Annotated in this window: 14 protein-coding genes; 6 read left to right on the forward strand and 8 right to left on the reverse strand. The window is 61.1% G+C overall.

The genetic code is table 11. The features are described 5' to 3' along the window. Position 1: 1 nt before the first annotated feature. From ACVKSX_RS06895 to ACVKSX_RS06905, 3 genes are read right to left on the reverse strand one after another with little or no spacing between them, the layout of a single operon-like run. Positions 2–733, reverse strand: coding sequence for an ABC transporter permease (locus ACVKSX_RS06895; RefSeq protein WP_172608452.1), 732 nt, complete (start codon positions 731–733; stop codon positions 2–4). Positions 734–741: 8 nt separating this feature from the next. Further along, a complete protein-coding gene (locus ACVKSX_RS06900; RefSeq protein WP_132498854.1) occupies positions 742–1,461 on the reverse strand; it encodes an ABC transporter permease in 720 nt (239 codons plus the stop codon). Positions 1,462–1,473: 12 nt separating this feature from the next. After that, positions 1,474–2,322: a transporter substrate-binding domain-containing protein gene (locus ACVKSX_RS06905; protein WP_031591733.1), complete on the reverse strand. Its 849-nt coding sequence runs from the start codon at positions 2,320–2,322 to the stop codon at positions 1,474–1,476. Between the two features lie 194 nt (positions 2,323–2,516). Here ACVKSX_RS06905 and ACVKSX_RS06910 point away from each other — a divergent pair, with 194 nt between their 5' ends. Further along, entirely contained in the window at positions 2,517–2,651 is a 135-nt protein-coding gene (locus ACVKSX_RS06910; protein WP_254920053.1) for a hypothetical protein, read from the forward strand. On the opposite strand, the gene hutG is transcribed toward ACVKSX_RS06910, so the two are convergent. Next, complete coding sequence (gene hutG / locus ACVKSX_RS06915) at positions 2,638–3,429, reverse strand: N-formylglutamate deformylase (RefSeq protein WP_010254308.1); 792 nt, start codon at positions 3,427–3,429, stop codon at positions 2,638–2,640. The two genes, ACVKSX_RS06910 and hutG, sit on opposite strands and share 14 nt — an antisense overlap. Next, positions 3,426–4,643 carry an imidazolonepropionase gene (gene hutI / locus ACVKSX_RS06920; RefSeq protein WP_187501248.1) on the reverse strand — a complete coding sequence of 406 codons (1,218 nt, stop codon included), beginning with the start codon at positions 4,641–4,643 and terminating at the stop codon, positions 3,426–3,428. The genes hutG and hutI overlap by 4 nt, the downstream gene beginning before the upstream one ends. A gap of 81 nt (positions 4,644–4,724) precedes the next feature. On the opposite strand from hutI, the gene ACVKSX_RS06925 reads away from it, so the two are divergent. After that, positions 4,725–6,080, forward strand: a complete 1,356-nt coding sequence (locus ACVKSX_RS06925) for a formimidoylglutamate deiminase (protein ID WP_062758097.1) — start codon at positions 4,725–4,727, stop codon at positions 6,078–6,080. Continuing rightward, positions 6,077–6,619: a HutD/Ves family protein gene (locus tag ACVKSX_RS06930; RefSeq protein WP_033757082.1), complete on the forward strand. Its 543-nt coding sequence runs from the start codon at positions 6,077–6,079 to the stop codon at positions 6,617–6,619. The genes ACVKSX_RS06925 and ACVKSX_RS06930 overlap by 4 nt, the downstream gene beginning before the upstream one ends. Here the strand turns inward: ACVKSX_RS06930 and hutC are convergent. Then, positions 6,603–7,358 (reverse strand): histidine utilization repressor, encoded by a 756-nt coding sequence (hutC, locus tag ACVKSX_RS06935; RefSeq protein WP_187496012.1) that lies wholly within the window; start codon positions 7,356–7,358, stop codon positions 6,603–6,605. The two genes, ACVKSX_RS06930 and hutC, sit on opposite strands and share 17 nt — an antisense overlap. Positions 7,359–7,684: 326 nt before the next feature. On the opposite strand from hutC, the gene hutH reads away from it, so the two are divergent. The 3 genes from hutH to ACVKSX_RS06950 all read left to right on the forward strand — a co-directional run bounded on the left by hutH (position 7,685) and on the right by ACVKSX_RS06950 (position 12,294). Beyond that, on the forward strand, positions 7,685–9,235 hold the full coding sequence (hutH, locus tag ACVKSX_RS06940; protein WP_033771219.1) for a histidine ammonia-lyase: 1,551 nt from the start codon (positions 7,685–7,687) through the stop codon (positions 9,233–9,235). Between the two features lie 15 nt (positions 9,236–9,250). Further along, positions 9,251–10,936, forward strand: a complete 1,686-nt coding sequence (gene hutU / locus ACVKSX_RS06945; protein ID WP_033757077.1) for a urocanate hydratase — start codon at positions 9,251–9,253, stop codon at positions 10,934–10,936. A 200-nt stretch (positions 10,937–11,136) separates the two neighbouring features. Beyond that, a complete protein-coding gene (locus ACVKSX_RS06950; protein ID WP_191913750.1) occupies positions 11,137–12,294 on the forward strand; it encodes a M20 aminoacylase family protein in 1,158 nt (385 codons plus the stop codon). A 1-nt stretch (position 12,295) separates the two neighbouring features. Here ACVKSX_RS06950 and ybiB read toward each other — a convergent pair whose 3' ends face one another. Next, positions 12,296–13,264: a DNA-binding protein YbiB gene (gene ybiB / locus ACVKSX_RS06955; protein WP_010254284.1), complete on the reverse strand. Its 969-nt coding sequence runs from the start codon at positions 13,262–13,264 to the stop codon at positions 12,296–12,298. 26 nt (positions 13,265–13,290) lie between these two features. Further along, positions 13,291–15,459 carry an ATP-dependent DNA helicase DinG gene (gene dinG, locus ACVKSX_RS06960; RefSeq protein WP_010254283.1) on the reverse strand — a complete coding sequence of 723 codons (2,169 nt, stop codon included), beginning with the start codon at positions 15,457–15,459 and terminating at the stop codon, positions 13,291–13,293. Positions 15,460–15,611: the final 152 nt, after the last annotated feature.

A 15,611-nucleotide genomic window follows, 5' to 3' on the forward strand; every position in this document is an offset into this window, starting at 1 on the left:
TTTATTTTCCTCCAGGAATCGGCTTAGCGGCCGGTAACGGCTTTTTTTCCGGTTTATGAACCGGCGTCAGGCGCCGCTCCAGCAGGGCATAGAGTTGCACAATGATGAAGTTGAGGATCAGGTAGATCGCCGCCGCACAGAGAAACACCTCCATGGTGCGGTAAGTACGCTGGATAATCTGCTGCGCCACCCCGGTGACATCCCAGACCGTGACCAGACTGGCCAGCGCGGTCGACTTCACCAGCAGAATCGCCTCGGTGGAGTAAGCGGGCAGCGCATAACGCAGCATCACCGGCGCGATAATGCGCCGCAGCAGCAGCCCGCGCGACATGCCGCACGCCATCCCCGCCTCCACCTGACCGGGCGGCACAGTCAGCAGCGCGCCGCGCAGGATCTCCGCGGTGTAGGCGGCGGTGCAGAGCGACAGTGCCAGCACCGCACAGGTAAAGGGCTCACGCAGAAACGGCCAGAAGAGACTGTGCCGGATCACACCAAACTGCCCCAGACCGTAGTAGATCAGAAACAGCTGGATCATCAGCGGCGAGCCGCGAAACACCAGAATGTAGCCACGGGCAAAAGCACTCAGCAGACGCCAGCGGCTCATGCGTAGCGCCAGAATACCCACCGCCAGCACGCCGCCGCACAGGAAGGCGCTGATAAACAGGCCCAGCGTAACCGGCAACGCGGCGCTGAGTTTCAGGAAGGTGTCAGTGAGGAACGCGAAATCGATCATAAATCTCCTTAATGCTGTGCAGCGGTGCGGCTTTGCCAGGCGCGACCAAGACGGGATTCAGCCCGCAGAAAGGCGCGGTTCGACAGCAGCGTCAGCAGCAGATAACAGGCACCGCCCACCAGATAAAAGGAGAAGTAATCACGGGTGGAGCCGGCCGCAATCTGGCTGGCCCGCATCAGCTCGACAATGCCGGTCACTGACACCAGCGCCGAGTCTTTCAGGCTCATCTGCCAGACGTTTGACAGGCCGGGCAGCGCATAGCGCGCTACCTGCGGCAGCAGGATGCGTTGCCGGATGCGCCAGCGCGGCATACCAATAGCGACAGCGGCTTCGATCTCCCCTTTCGCCAGGGCCAGCCGTGCGGCACGATAGACTTCCGCCTGGTAAGAGCCGGAAATAAGCCCGATGGCCAGCGCCCCGATCAGAAACGGCGGCGCTTCGATAAACCCGTCCGCGCCAAACAGTTGTCCGATCTGCGTGATCAATCCCGATCCGCCGAAGTAGAACAGGTAGATCACCAGCAGCTCAGGAATGCCACGAAAGATCACCGAGTAGCCTTCCCCTGCCCAGCGCACCGCGCGGTGCGTGGATAACTTCGCAGCGGCGACGCCCGATCCCACTACCGCACCGACCAGCAGCGCGGCAAATGAGAGCAGCAACGTCGTCAGCGTGGCACTCAGAATCAACCGTCCCCAGCCCTCCGGGCCAAAACTCAGCAGGCTTATCATCAGTTACCTCACTCAGGGTGTGACGTCAGTTTTGAACCACTTCTCGCTCAGCTTTTTCACTGTGCCATCGGCCAGCGCGGCTTTGATCGCCTGATCCAGCCGGGCTTTCAGATCGTTGTCTGCCATGCGCACGCCCATCGCCTCGCCCTCACCCCAGATTGGGCCGCCCAGCTGCGGACCGCTAAAGCTGAGGTTACGGTTATCCGGTCGCGCCAGCATCGACTGCGCAAAGGTCACATCGTCAAACACTGCGTCAATTCGCCCCGCCTGCAAATCGAGGATCGCATCGGCTGAGCTGGTGTATTCCCGCACATCCGCCACCTCTTTGAAGTACTTGTCGATAAACGGCGTGTAGACGGTGCCGGAGGCGATACCGATGGTTTTGCCCTTCAGCGCCGCTTTCAGGGGTGCGATGGCAGGCTCCACGGTTTTCTCATCGTCGGTGAGTTTGATGATCTTACTGTCGGCAGGCAGCAACGACCCTTTCACCGTGATGAAGGTGGCGGGCGTTGAGGCGTAGGGCACGGTGAAATTGATCACTTTCTTGCGATCGGGGGTGATCACAATTGCATCCATGATCACGTCATATTTTCCGGCATTCAGACCGGCGATCATTCCATCCCAGTTCTGCACCACCAGCTTGCACTGTATCGCCATGCGCTGGCAGAGATCGGCCATCAGCTCCGGTTCAAAACCGCCCAGCTTGCCGCCTGGCAGGGTGAGGTTCCAGGGTTCATAACTGCCTTCGGTGGCAATGGTGATCGACTTCCACTCTTTGGCCTGGGCGCTGACGCCACAGAGCAGCAGGCTGGAAACCAGCGTAGTGAGACATAAACGACGAAGAGTCAGAGGGTGCGTCATACGGTTCTCCTGAAAGTAGCGGCCTGGTGATCGCCCTGACGAGATTTAACATAAATTTCACAGGATGATATGTCATGTATATACAAGTTAACGCAGCGCAGTTCATTGCCGGCTTTATCGTTTTGTGAGCCAGACAGAATTTATTACGCAGATGGCGGTGCTGCTGCACTTGTACATACAACCAAGCAAAGGTTATGCCAGCTCTGCAGAGGCGGAAAAAGGCGGCGGGAGTCTGGGAGCGGGCAGGCGACCTGCCTGACGCTGCACCCAATCAGGGCAGCGATGCACCGGAGTGGCGCATCGCTCTGGTGAGTTTTATTGCGATTTAGCCTGCGCCAGCATGGCGTGGATCAGTGCCTTAAGCACGTTCTGCAACCGGGCGGCACGCGCCTGCTGCCAGGCGTAAGGTGGGGTTTCATCCATATAGTTGAGCTGCGCCAGCTCCAGCTGGACCGCCTCAATCTGCTGCTGCGGCTGACCGTAGGCACGGGTGATGTAACCGCCTTTAAAGCGCCCGTTAATCACCCAGCTGTAGTCGTTCTGCGCCGCGCACACGGCCTCCAGCGCCGCACTCATTGCAGGCGTGCAGCTTGCGCCGTCGTTGGTGCCGATGTTGATATCGGGCAGACGGCCGTCAAACAGGCGGGGAATTTCACTGGCGATAGAGTGGGCATCAAACAGCAGCGCATAGCCATGCTGCGCTTTGAGCCGCGCCAGCTCCTGTTGAATCTGCTGATGATAGGGCTGCCAGATCTGATCGATGTAGCCCTGACGCGCCGTGTCGTCGGGTGTTTTGCCTGGTGCAAAGGTCGGTGTACCGTCGAACAGGGTTTCCGGGAACAGGCCGGTGGTGGCGCTGGTGTAGAGCGGCTGGTTATCGGGCGGGCGATTGAGATCGACCACAAAGCGGGAGTAGCGGCCGATTAACACGCTGGCCCCGAGATCACGCACAAAATCATACAGCAGGGGAATATGCCAGTCGGTGTCGGGTAAGCCGCGCGCGGCCTCACTCAGTCCGGCTTCCACGTCGGGCGTCAGCTCGGTACCGGCGTGGGGAATGCTGACCAGCAGCGGCAGACTGCCCTGGGTAAAATGGAAAGGGTTCATTGCGGTTCTCCACGATAGATAACGGTACAGGGCAGTTCACCACCCAGCCAGTAAACCAGTTCTGCCGGACGGGCCAGCGGCCAGTGAACGAAGTTCGCCACTTTTCCCGCCTCCAGCGAGCCGTGACTGTCAGCCAGCCCCAGCGCTTTTGCCCCCCACAGCGTGACGCCCGCCAGCGCCTCTTCCGGCGTCATGCCAAACAGGGTACAGCCCATATTAAGCATCAGACGCAGCGACAGCGCAGGCGAGGTGCCGGGATTGGCATCGCTGGCCAGCGCCATCGGCACGCCATAGCGCCGGAAGAGATCCACCGGCGGACGCTGCGTCTCCCGCAGCAGATAAAATGCACCAGGCAGCAGCACCGCCACGGTGCCATGCTGTGCCATCGCTATGGCATCCTCCTCGGTGGCATATTCAAGGTGGTCGGCAGAGAGCGCCCCATAGCGCGCCGCCAGTGCTGCGCCACCTGACGCCGAGAGCTGCTCCGCATGCAGTTTCACCGGCATGCCAAGCGCCACTGCACGGTCAAACACCCGCGCCACCTGCTGCGGTGAAAAGGCGAGATGCTCGCAGAACGCATCCACCGCATCCGCCAGTCCCAGTGCCTGCACCTGCGGCAGCAGCCGTTCGCAGATGATATCGACCCAGCCATCCGGGTCGTGCTTAAACTCCGGCGGAAAAGCATGTGCCGCCAGACAGGTGGCACGGACGTCAGCGGCTACGCTCTCTCCCAGCTGACGAATCGCCCGCAGCATCCGCAGTTCGCTCTCTTCATCCAGGCCATAGCCAGACTTGATCTCCACGGTGGTGACGCCCTCGGCCAGCAGGCGGTTTAGCCGCCAGCGAGCCGATGCCACCAGTTCCTCTTCAGTGGCGGCGCGGGTAGCGCGCACGGTTGAGAGGATGCCACCGCCCTGCGCGGCAATCTCTGCATAGCTGACGCCATTCAGGCGCTGTTCAAACTCCTGGCTGCGGTCGCCGCCAAACACCAGGTGAGTATGACAATCCACCAGCCCCGGGGTCACGATGCCGCCCGGCAGATGATGATGCTGATCGGCGACGAACGCGGGCATCTCCGCCTGCGGCCCGACCCACACCAGCCTGCCCGCCCGCACCACCAGCGCCCCCTGCGGGATAAGATGGTACTTTCCGTCACGCATGGTGACCAGGTCAGCCCCGGTCCACACCGTCTCTACGCGCATCTCTTCTGCCATCGTTACCTCATGCCTCCGCCGTTTACACTGTGCCTCAAAGTATGTATATGTATATACAACCACATCCGATGAGGATCAACCATGGCGACTTTTTTTGCCTCGCGTGCCCTGCTGGCGGAGGGCTGGCAGCAGCAGGTGCGTATCACGGTCAATCAGGCCGGTTTTATCGACTCTATTACTCCGGATAGCCACGCTGATCAGGCTATCCGGCTCAACGGCGAGGTGATCCCGGCAATCGCCAACCTGCACTCGCACGCCTTCCAGCGTGCCATGGCGGGTCTGGCTGAAGTAGCGGGCGATCCTCAGGACAGTTTCTGGACGTGGCGGGATCTGATGTACCGCATGGTGCAGCGCCTGACGCCGCAACAGGTGGGCGATATTGCCGCCCTGCTCTACATCGAGATGCTGAAAGGCGGCTACACCCAGGTGGCAGAGTTTCACTACCTGCACCACGACACACAGGGTGCGCCCTACAGTGATGATGCGATGCTGCAACAGCTGATTGAAGCGGCGGAGATCGCCGGTATCGGCCAGACGCTGCTGCCGGTGCTCTACAGCTACAGCGGCTTCGGCAGCCAGCCAGCGTCGGCGGGTCAGAAGCGTTTTATCCAGCAGACCGACCGCTATCTGCAACAGCAGGCGCGGCTTGATACGTGGCAGCAGCAAAGGCCACTGCTGAACCGTGGCCTCTGTTTCCATTCACTGCGGGCGGTGAGTGAAAGCCAGATGCAGGACGTGCTGGCGGCCAGTGATCTGACACTGCCGGTACATATCCATGTGGCTGAACAGCAGAAAGAGGTGAATGACTCGCTGGCGTGGAGCGGCGAGCGTCCGGTGGCCTGGCTGCTGAACCGCTTTGAGGTGGATGCGCGCTGGTGCCTGATCCACGCCACCCATCTGGATGAGAGTGAGCTGGCGCGTCTCGCCCGCAGTGGCGCAGTGGCGGGTCTCTGCCCGACCACCGAAGCCAACCTCGGTGACGGCATCTTTCCGGCAGTGGAGTACATCGCGCAGGGCGGACGCTGGGGCATCGGCTCTGACAGTCACGTCTCGCTGAGCGCCCAGGAAGAGCTGCGCTGGCTGGAGTATGCTCAGCGACTGCGCGACCAGCGCCGCAACCGGATTACCCTGCCCGGCCAGCCGTCGGTAGGCGATCTGCTGTGGCAACAGGCAGCAGCGGGCGGTGCGCAGGCGTGTGGCATTCAGCAGGGCACGCTGGCGGTGGGACAACGTGCCGACTGGCTGGTGCTGCGGGATGAGGCGTGGCTCGGCAGCGTCGGGTCGCACGCCGTCCTCAACCGCTGGCTCTTTGCCGGGCAGCGCGATCAGATTCGGGACGTTTATGTGGCGGGTAAAGCCGTGGTAGAAGATGGGGTGCATCCGCACCAGACGGCGTGTGCCGCCCGCTTTGCTCAGGCGATGGAGGCGCTGCGATGATCGCCCGGTTCACGTACGCGGAGCTGGCGGTCAGCCGCTGGCGCAACGGCGGCGGCGAAACCCGCGAAATCATCAGCTTTCCACCCGGCGCGGAGCGCTTCGGCTGGCGCGCCAGCATTGCGACGCTGGCGCAGGATGGTCCCTTCTCAGCCTTTCCTGACATTGACCGGGTGATTACCCTGCTGCATGGCGATCCGGTGTTGCTGACCGCGCCGGGCGTGCAGCACTTACTGACGCCTCAGCAGCCCTGGGCGTTTGCCGGCGAACTCGCCTTAACGGCAAAGCTGCAGGGCAGCGTCAGCGAAGATTTTAATATTATGACGCGGCGCGGGGAATGGCAGGCAGCGGTGGAGATGGTGACCACGCCGGTCAGCACTCTGCATGGCGTTGCCTGGGTGCTGGCTGGCGCCTGGCAGACGGCTGACGGGGAACGGCTGACTGCGCAGCAGGGCGCGTGGTGGGTCGATGAAGAAACAGCACTCAGCCCGTGCGATACCGATGCCCGGCTGCTGTTTACCCGTCTTAACCGTGTCCTCTGAAGCGGCCCAGTAATTTGTAACGTGAGCCGGGATAGAGCAGCCGCGCATAGGTCACGATTTTAGTGTCGCTCCAGGTCTGACGGCGAATCAGCAGGCAGGGTTCGTGCTCATCCACCGACAGATGTTTACGCTGACGCGCATCGGGCAACACCGCTTCAACAATGTGCTCGCCCGCCGTCAGCGGCGCGACGCGCATCAGATAGGTGTAAGGCGTCATCTGCTGATAATCCTGCGTCAGGTAATCGGGTGCGACCAGCGGATTGACCAGACGGTCCTCCAGCTGCACCGGCAGGTCATTTTCGTAATGCACAATCAGCGAATGATAGAGCGTCTGCCCGGTGGTCAGTCCCAGCACCGCCGCCTGCTCAGGATCGGCTTTGTCCTGGCCGAAGGCGAGGATTTTGCAGCTGTGCTGATGGCCGCGCTGAGCGATCTCATCGGCGATATTATGCACCTCCAGCATGGCGGTGTAGCCTTTCATCTCCGCCACGAAGGTTCCAACGCCCTGCATCCGCACCAGAAAGCCTTCGCTGGTGAGTTCACGCAGCGCCCGGTTAATGGTCATGCGGCTGACGCCCAGTTCATTAACCAGTTCACTTTCTGATGGCACACGCTGATTCGCTTTCCACAACCCTTCACGGATCTGGCTGACGATGGCCTGCTTCACCCGCTGATAAATCGGGGCAGGCTCATCGCTCATTGCCGCCGCCAGTTGTGCCAGTGCCGTATGCTCAACCATTTGCTGTTCCTTATGCTGAAAGTCCCCTAAGTTTACTGTCTCACCGTGTGAATGTATATACATCCAGTACGCTGCGCGGTTCCCCAATGGTGCAGCCTGCGCATCCTGATGGTGCAGCCTCTGAGTAGCGCTAAATAGTCAACCCGCAGCGGACGGGCAATCGATTTTTGTGATCGGCCTGGCACGGCACTTGCTTGCTCTCTTTGATTGTATAGACAAGCATAGACAAGAATTAACGCTTATGTTTCACTCGTATTATTCCGCTGGATCAGGGCAAGGAGAGCAGTTTAGCCACACCAGCACACTTGTATAGACAGGAGTAGACTATGTCAGGTTCGTTTCAGGTTTTGCGCCTGGTGCCAGGCGAGGTGGACCTCGCCACATTACGCGCTATCTATCAGGGAAACGTCACGCTGACGCTTGATGAGCCCGCGCGTCAGGCAATTGCGGCGGCGCAGCAGACCGTGGATGCGATTGTCGCCTCTGGCAACGTGGTATATGGCATTAATACCGGCTTCGGCAAGCTGGCGCAGACGCAAATCCCGGCCAGCCGGCTGGCGGATCTGCAGCGTAATCTGGTGCTGTCACACAGCGTCGGGCTGGGCGATCTGCTGCCCGACAATGTTACCCGCCTGGTGGTCGCCACCAAAATCATCAGCCTGGCACGCGGTCACTCTGGCGTGCGAATCGAACTGGTTGAGGCGCTGCTGGCGCTGTTCAATGCGGGTGTCATGCCCTGCATCCCGGAAAAAGGCTCGGTCGGTGCCTCCGGCGATCTGGCGCCGCTGGCGCACATGTCCCTGATGCTGCTGGGCGAAGGTCAGGTCCGGCTCAGGGGTGAGTTGATCCCGGCAACCGAAGGCCTGGCAAGCGTAGGTCTGTCGCCGTTTGTACTCGGCCCGAAAGAGGGACTGGCGCTGCTTAACGGCACCCAGGTCTCAACTGCGCTGGCGCTGCGCGGCCTGTTTGAGGGTGAAAACCTGTTTGCCGCTGGTCTGATGGCCGGTGCGCTGTCGCTGGAGGCGATTAAAGGCTCGCTAAAACCGTTCGACGCCCGTATCCATCAGGCGCGCGGTCAGCATGGTCAGATTGCGGTCGCCGCTGCCGTCAGCACCCTGATTGAGGGCAGTGAAATAGTGCTGTCGCATACGCATTGCGGCCGCGTTCAGGATCCCTACTCCATCCGCTGCGTGCCACAGGTGATGGGTGCCTGCCTGGACAACTTCAGCCACGCCGCGCGGATTCTGGAAATCGAAGCGAACGCGGCCTCTGACAACCCGCTGGTGTTCAGCGACAGCGGCGATGTGATCTCCGGCGGCAACTTCCACGCCGAGCCGGTGGCTTTTGCTGCGGACATCCTGGCGCTGGCGATTGCCGAAGTCGGGGCCATCTCCGAGCGGCGGCTGGCGCTGCTGCTGGACAGCGGCTTGTCGGGCCTGCCGCCCTTCCTGGTGCGCGACGGCGGCGTGAACTCCGGCTTTATGATCGCCCAGGTGACCGCCGCAGCCCTGGCCTCTGAGAACAAATCGCTGGCCCATCCGGGCAGCGTCGACAGCCTGCCGACCTCCGCTAATCAGGAAGATCACGTCTCGATGGCAACCTACGCCGCCCGCCGCCTCGGCAGCATGTGCTTTAACAGCGCCGCGGTAGTCGGCATTGAGGCGATGGCCGCCGCACAGGGCATTGAATTCAACCGGCCGCTGAAAAGCTCTGCGCTGATTGAGCAGGCCATCGACACCATTCGCGAGCGGGTCGCCTTCCTTGAGGAGGATCGTCTGCTGGCTCCCGATATCGAGGCAATGCGTCAGTGGGCAAGCCGCACTGACTGGCCTCAGGCATTGACCGCGCTGCTGCCGAGCATGCGCCCAACTTCTTGAATTAAGGAATCTTTCATGAGCGAAACTCTTTCTCAGGCTGTGGCACGTGAAATTCGCGCGCCTCACGGTACTACGCTGCACTGCGCAAACTGGCTGATTGAAGCCGCTTACCGCATGATTCAGAACAACCTCGATCCCGATGTTGCCGAGCGGCCGGAAGATCTGGTGGTTTATGGCGGCATCGGTAAGGCGGCGCGTAACTGGGAGTGCTTCGAGCAGATCCTGCGTTCGCTGCGGGCACTGCAGCCGGATGAAACCCTGCTGATCCAGAGCGGCAAGCCGGTCGGCATTTTCCGCACCCACGCGGATGCACCCCGCGTGCTGCTGGCGAACTCCAATCTGGTGCCGCACTGGGCGACCTGGGATCACTTCCATGAGCTGGATAAAGCGGGCCTGATGATGTACGGCCAGATGACCGCCGGTTCCTGGATCTATATCGGCGCGCAGGGCATCGTGCAGGGCACCTACGAAACCTTCGTGGAAGCGGGACGTCAGCACTACAACAACGACCTCAGCGGACGCTGGATCCTCACCGCCGGGCTGGGCGGCATGGGCGGCGCGCAACCGCTGGCGGGCGTTCTGGCCGGGGCCTGTGTGCTGGCGATTGAGTGTCAGGAGTCGCGCATCGATTTCCGCCTGCGTACCCGCTATGTAGATTACAAAGCCACCACGCTGGATGAAGCGCTGGCGTTAATCAGCGAAGCGACCGCGGCGAAAAAAGCGATTTCGGTCGGGCTGCTGGGCAATGCCGCCGAGATCCTGCCGGAGCTGGTGAAACGCGCCCGGGCGGGCGGGCCAAAACCGGACATCGTGACCGATCAGACCTCGGCACACGATCCAATTAATGGCTATCTGCCGGCTGGCTGGGATCTGGCGCGCTGGCAGCAGGAACGCGTCTCACAGCCGAAGGCAGTGGAGAAAGCGGCGCGTGCCTCAATGGCGGTCCACGTGCAGGCAATGCTCGACTTCTGTCATATGGGCATCCCGACCGTGGACTACGGCAACAATATCCGTCAGGTCGCGCTGGATGAGGGTGTCAGCAACGCCTTCGACTTCCCTGGCTTTGTACCGGCCTACATCCGTCCGCTGTTCTGCGAAGGAAAAGGCCCGTTCCGCTGGGTGGCGCTGTCCGGCGATCCGGAAGATATCTACAAGACCGACGCAAAACTCAAAGAACTGTTTCCGCACCACAAAACGCTGCATCGCTGGCTGGATATGGCGCAGGAGCGCATCGCCTTCCAGGGACTACCAGCACGTATCTGCTGGCTGGGACTGGGCGAACGGCATCTTGCCGGTCTGGCGTTCAATGAAATGGTGCGCAACGGCGAGCTGAAAGCGCCGGTGGTGATTGGCCGCGACCATCTCGACTGCGGCTCGGTTGCCTCACCTAACCGTGAAACCGAAGCGATGAAGGATGGCTCGGATGCGATCTCAGACTGGCCGCTGCTCAACGCGCTGCTGAATACCGCAGGCGGCGCGACCTGGGTCAGCCTGCATCATGGCGGCGGTGTCGGTATGGGCTTCTCGCAGCACGCCGGTATGGTGATTGTCTGTGATGGCAGCAAAGAGGCGGATGCGCGTCTGGGTCGGGTGTTGTGGAATGACCCGGCCACCGGCGTGATGCGTCATGCCGACGCGGGTTATGAGCTGGCACAAAGTTGCGCGGCAGAGCATGAACTGAACCTGCCGATGCAGAAGTAATACGCTGAACGGGGCGGGCAGCGACTTGCCCCGTTTTCTTCGCGTTTTTCCCTTCTGAAGCCCTGCCCGGACATCACTTCCTTATTACTTATTCCATTTTGATTTAGCCTATAGCCAGATTTCGTCCTGCCGGCGATAGACGCAGCGCCACCCGACCTCTAAAGTGAAATCTTCTCATTCTGTATGGAGCGCGACTCTGCATGACCCTTTCCCCTGCCCTGCTTGAAGATGCCCTGCGCTGGCGCCGTGAGTTTCATCGCCACCCCGAATTAGGTTACCAGGAACAGCAAACCAGCCAGTTTATCGCTGATGAGTTAGAGCGGGCGGGATTGCAGGTGTTTCGTGGTCTGGCGGGCACCGGCGTGCTCGGCACGCTGGAAAACGGTCCCGGCCCGGTTATCGGGCTGCGTGCGGATATGGATGCGCTGCCGATTACGGAAAAAGGCGACACTGAATGGCGCTCCGCCACCCCTGGCGTGATGCACGCCTGCGGGCACGACGGTCACAGCGCCATTCTGCTGGCCGCCGCCCGACAGCTGGCCACCACACGCCAGTTCAGCGGCACGGTACATTTCATTTTTCAGCCTGCCGAAGAGAACCTGGGCGGTGCGCGCAAAATGGTGGAAGAGGGACTGTTCCAGCGCTTCCCGATGGATGCGATCTATGCGATGCACAACTGGCCGGGCCTGCCGCTGGGGTCACTGGCGGTTAACCCTGGCGCCATGATGGCGTCGCTGGATTCGTTTGAGATTACCCTGCACGGCAAAAGCTGCCACGCGGCGATGCCGGAAAGCGGTGCCGATCCAATGGTGGTGGCGGCTGAGCTGATTCTGGCGCTGCAGACGATTCCGTCACGTCGCCTCTCGCCGCTCGCCTCGGCGGTGGTCAGCGTGACGCAGATCCACGGTGGCGAAGCGATCAACGTGATCCCGGAACAGATTGTGCTGCGCGGCACGGTGCGCTGCCTGCAGACCAGCGTGCGCGAAAAAGTGCGCGGGCTGATTGATGAGTTTGTCGCTACCCTGCCACGTCCGTTTGGCGTCAGCGGTGAGATTGAGTGGTTACCGGGCTATCCGGTGACCGCCAACCATGCGGCCCCGGCTGAGCAGGTACGCGAGGTGGCGCTGGCGACGCTGGGGGCCGAACAGGTTCAGTGGCAGGTTAATCCGTCGATGGCGTCTGAAGATTTTGCCTGCATGATGGAGGCCTGTCCGGGTGCTTACTTCTGGCTGGGCGCGGATGGCGACACGCCTTCCGCCCCGCTGCACAACGCCCGCTATGACTTCAACGACGCGCTGCTGCCAATTGGCATTACTTTCTGGCAGAACCTGGTTGAACAGGCGCTGCCAGCAGCCTGAGTCAGTAACCGGCGGCGAGGATCTGCTGCTCTGCCGCCGCCAGCGAGTCGCACTGGCCGCTGGCGCGCAGGCAGCAGGCGAGCTGCAGTCGCAGTGATGCGGGCACCGGCCGCTGCTGATTCAGCACCTGCTCAATCCAGCGCGCGGTTACCTCTGCCGTCTTATCGGCCGGCAGTTCAACGGCCACTTCGGGCTGACGCTCAACCCACACTTCCGCTTCCGCGCCTGCGCCCTGAATCATGCTGATCGCCGGGCAGCGCTGTGGATTGGCATAGACCTCCCCTTCGGTGCCATTGAGCAGTATCGCAGGCGCATCGATGTCACTGAAGAATTTCGCCACACGCGGCACATACTCCGGATGCGACACGCTCGACAGACGCAGCGCCGCACGTTCGGCAAACGGGGTCGCCAGTTTTGCCAGCGTATGCGCGCTGTTACGCACGCCCATTCGCCAGCGCAGCGACAGCTGTTTCGCCATTGGCGGGCAGAGATGATCGATGGTGATAAAGGCGAGTTCGCCCTGATCGAGTTTTGCCTGCGCCGCCTCTGCGGTGGTGACGGGGGTAATACCCAGCGCGGCAAACACCGCTTCACTGGTGATGCGCGTCGCGTCGTCGCTGACGCCATGCACCAGCACCGGGAAGCCAAGTTTTACCAGCAACAGCGCCAGCAACGGCGTGAGATTGCCCTGCCGACGCGCTCCGTTGTAGCTGGGGATCACAACCGGCATCGGGCGGTTTTCCGGCGCCTGCAGTTGCATCATCTGCGCCTGCATCGCCTGATAAAAGCCGCGCATTTCCGCTTCGCCTTCGCCTTTAATACGCAGCGCAATCAGAATGCCGCCCAGCTCCAGGTCCGGCACCTCGCCCGCCAGCATCGCGCCATAGAGCGCCACGGCAGTATCAAAGTCGATATCGCGGGCATGATTTTTACCGCGACCAATCTCTTTAATGATTTTATTCAGTTCCATCACTCGCTTCCGGTTAAGTGCGCGGCTCAGCGCCGCGTGGGACGTCGTTTACGCACCGTGTTTTTTGGCACCACGGTGGCCGGTATCGCTGCCGGCTCTGGCGTTTCCGGCTGCTCAATCGGGAAGATCGGCAGCGCCGCTAACAGCCGGCTGCCGTAAGATTTGCTCAGCAGACGGCGGTCGTAAATGACGATTTCGCCATAACATTGATGGCTGCGAATCAGGCGTCCGACCTGTTGAATCAGGGTAAAAGAGGCGCTGGGTAAGCTCTGCACCTCAAACGGATAGCGTTTCAGGCTTTTCAGCCACTCGCCTTCGGTCAAAATTACCGGACTGTCTACCGGGGGAAAAGCGATTTTATGGATATGCACCTGACTCAGCAGATCGCCTTTAAGATCCAGCCCTTCGGCAAACGACTGCAGGCCAATCAGGATGCTGGTTTCCCCTTTGGCGACGCGCTGACGATGCAGATCGACCAGGCGGCTGCGCGGCTGATCGCCCTGAACCAGCATTGAGAGGCGCAGGTCGGGCAGACAGGCGACAAACTGCTGCATCGCCCGGTTGCTGGCAAACAGCACCAGCACGCCTTTGTGCTTTTTCTCCGCCATCTGCTGCCGGAAGAAACCGGCCATCTCCGCGATATGCTCCGCTTCGTGCGTCATCAGCGGCTCATAGCGCATCTGCGGGATCACCAGCTTGCCCTGCTCCACGTGGTTAAACGGGGAGTCCAGCGCCACAAAGCGGTCGCCCGCCTTCTCGCTGAGTCCCGACATCTCCTGCAGGCGGTTGAAACTGTTAAGCGATCGCAGCGTGGCGGAGGTCACAACCACGTGCGGAATTTTACGCCACAGCATCTTCTCCAGCTGGTCGCTGACGCGGATGCCAGCGCAGTGAAACAGCAGGTGCGCCTGACCTTCACGCAGCTCGCGGGTGATCCACTTTGACACCGGCGCGCCAGAGGCTTTTTCCATCGCCGCCAGCCGCCACAGTTTGCTGACCGATTCGAACCAGCCAAACTGGCGATTGAGCTGCAGCAGATTGCGATGCAGTCGCACCACATCCACCTTGCCGGTCTGCTCGCTCAGCGCATTAATCAAACCTTCACTCAGGCCGCGCAGCGCATCGCTGAGCTTAAAGAGCCGGGCGCAGAGATCCAGCAGCTCCTGCGGCAACGCGCCCAGCACAAAGCGGAATTCGCCCGGCTGGTTATGCGGTGGCAGCAGCGGATTCAGCGCCTGAGCGGTAATCGTCAGCAGTTCGCGCAGCTCATCGCAGTGCGCTTTCAGCCGCTCCGGGTTAGCCAGCGGCGGCGGCGATTTTGGCCGCATCTGCGTCATAATGCTCTCTACCAGCTTGATAAAGAGGTCAAGCTGCAGGCTGCTCCAGCCCGGCGTGATGTCGGCGCTCATCTCCAGCGCATCGCGGGCCACTTCCGGCAGGTGATGCCCTTCATCCAGTACCAGCATCAGGTTTTTTGCCGGTGGCAGCACCGACTCATTCTCCATTGCGGCCATGACCAGCGCATGGTTCGCCACCACTACATCCACCTGCTCGATTTCGCGCCGCGCCACAAAGAACGGGCATTCACGATACCAGCGACAGTGTGCGCCAAGGCAGCTCGCTTTGTCGGTGGAGAGCCGCTGCCACAGGCTGTCGCTGACGTTCTCGTCGCTGTGATCGCGCAGGCCGTCCCACTGATAGCGATCCAGCGATTTCTGCAACCGGCCACACTGCGTCTGCTCCTCTTTAGTGCTGCTGACGGCGTCATCGTCCAGATAAAGCAGCAGATCGCCCTGCTCATCGTCATCAGCCGCCATCGCCGCCAGATTACGCGGACAGACATAGCGCCCGCGACCAAAGGCGGCGGTAAAGGTGAGATCGGGAATGATTTTTTTCAGCAGCGGCAGATCTTTGGTGAAGATTTGATCCTGCAGCGCCACGTTGGCGGTGCTGATCACCAGCCGCTTCTCCTGGGCGCGGCTGGCGGCGATGCCCGGGATCAGATAAGAGAGGGTTTTGCCCACGCCGGTTGGCGCTTCAACCGCCAGATGGCGCGAATCGTCGCCCGCCAGGCACTTCGCCACTTCGGCGATCATCTGGCGCTGCGGCGCACGCGGGATGAAATCAGGCACCTGCTGCTGAAGCGCTTTATACCACTGCGCTATCTGGCTTTTTACTGCGGCTGTCAGGGCCATGATTTGCGTTACCACACCGAAAATATGGCCTGTATTTTTACACAGTATCCTGTTGGCGTCAGCTTTCGCGCCGAATTTTTCGTGCGACGTCGTAAATTTCAGCAGTTGCCCGTTTCAGGGTCGTGCGGGCAGCCCGTCAACCCGGGCCGGTC

The sequence above is a fragment of the Pantoea sp. PvP021 genome, assembly GCF_054056055.1.

Coding starts and splice junctions, on each gene's coding strand:
- ACVKSX_RS06895 (WP_172608452.1), bottom strand. CDS start 733: ATGATCGATTTCGCGTTCCTCACTGACACCTTCCTGAAACTCAGCGCC.
- ACVKSX_RS06900 (WP_132498854.1), bottom strand. CDS start 1,461: ATGATAAGCCTGCTGAGTTTTGGCCCGGAGGGCTGGGGACGGTTGATT.
- ACVKSX_RS06905 (WP_031591733.1), bottom strand. CDS start 2,322: ATGACGCACCCTCTGACTCTTCGTCGTTTATGTCTCACTACGCTGGTT.
- ACVKSX_RS06910 (WP_254920053.1), top strand. CDS start 2,517: ATGCCAGCTCTGCAGAGGCGGAAAAAGGCGGCGGGAGTCTGGGAGCGG.
- hutG (WP_010254308.1), bottom strand. CDS start 3,429: ATGAACCCTTTCCATTTTACCCAGGGCAGTCTGCCGCTGCTGGTCAGC.
- hutI (WP_187501248.1), bottom strand. CDS start 4,643: ATGGCAGAAGAGATGCGCGTAGAGACGGTGTGGACCGGGGCTGACCTG.
- ACVKSX_RS06925 (WP_062758097.1), top strand. CDS start 4,725: ATGGCGACTTTTTTTGCCTCGCGTGCCCTGCTGGCGGAGGGCTGGCAG.
- ACVKSX_RS06930 (WP_033757082.1), top strand. CDS start 6,077: ATGATCGCCCGGTTCACGTACGCGGAGCTGGCGGTCAGCCGCTGGCGC.
- hutC (WP_187496012.1), bottom strand. CDS start 7,358: ATGGTTGAGCATACGGCACTGGCACAACTGGCGGCGGCAATGAGCGAT.
- hutH (WP_033771219.1), top strand. CDS start 7,685: ATGTCAGGTTCGTTTCAGGTTTTGCGCCTGGTGCCAGGCGAGGTGGAC.
- hutU (WP_033757077.1), top strand. CDS start 9,251: ATGAGCGAAACTCTTTCTCAGGCTGTGGCACGTGAAATTCGCGCGCCT.
- ACVKSX_RS06950 (WP_191913750.1), top strand. CDS start 11,137: ATGACCCTTTCCCCTGCCCTGCTTGAAGATGCCCTGCGCTGGCGCCGT.
- ybiB (WP_010254284.1), bottom strand. CDS start 13,264: ATGGAACTGAATAAAATCATTAAAGAGATTGGTCGCGGTAAAAATCAT.
- dinG (WP_010254283.1), bottom strand. CDS start 15,459: ATGGCCCTGACAGCCGCAGTAAAAAGCCAGATAGCGCAGTGGTATAAA.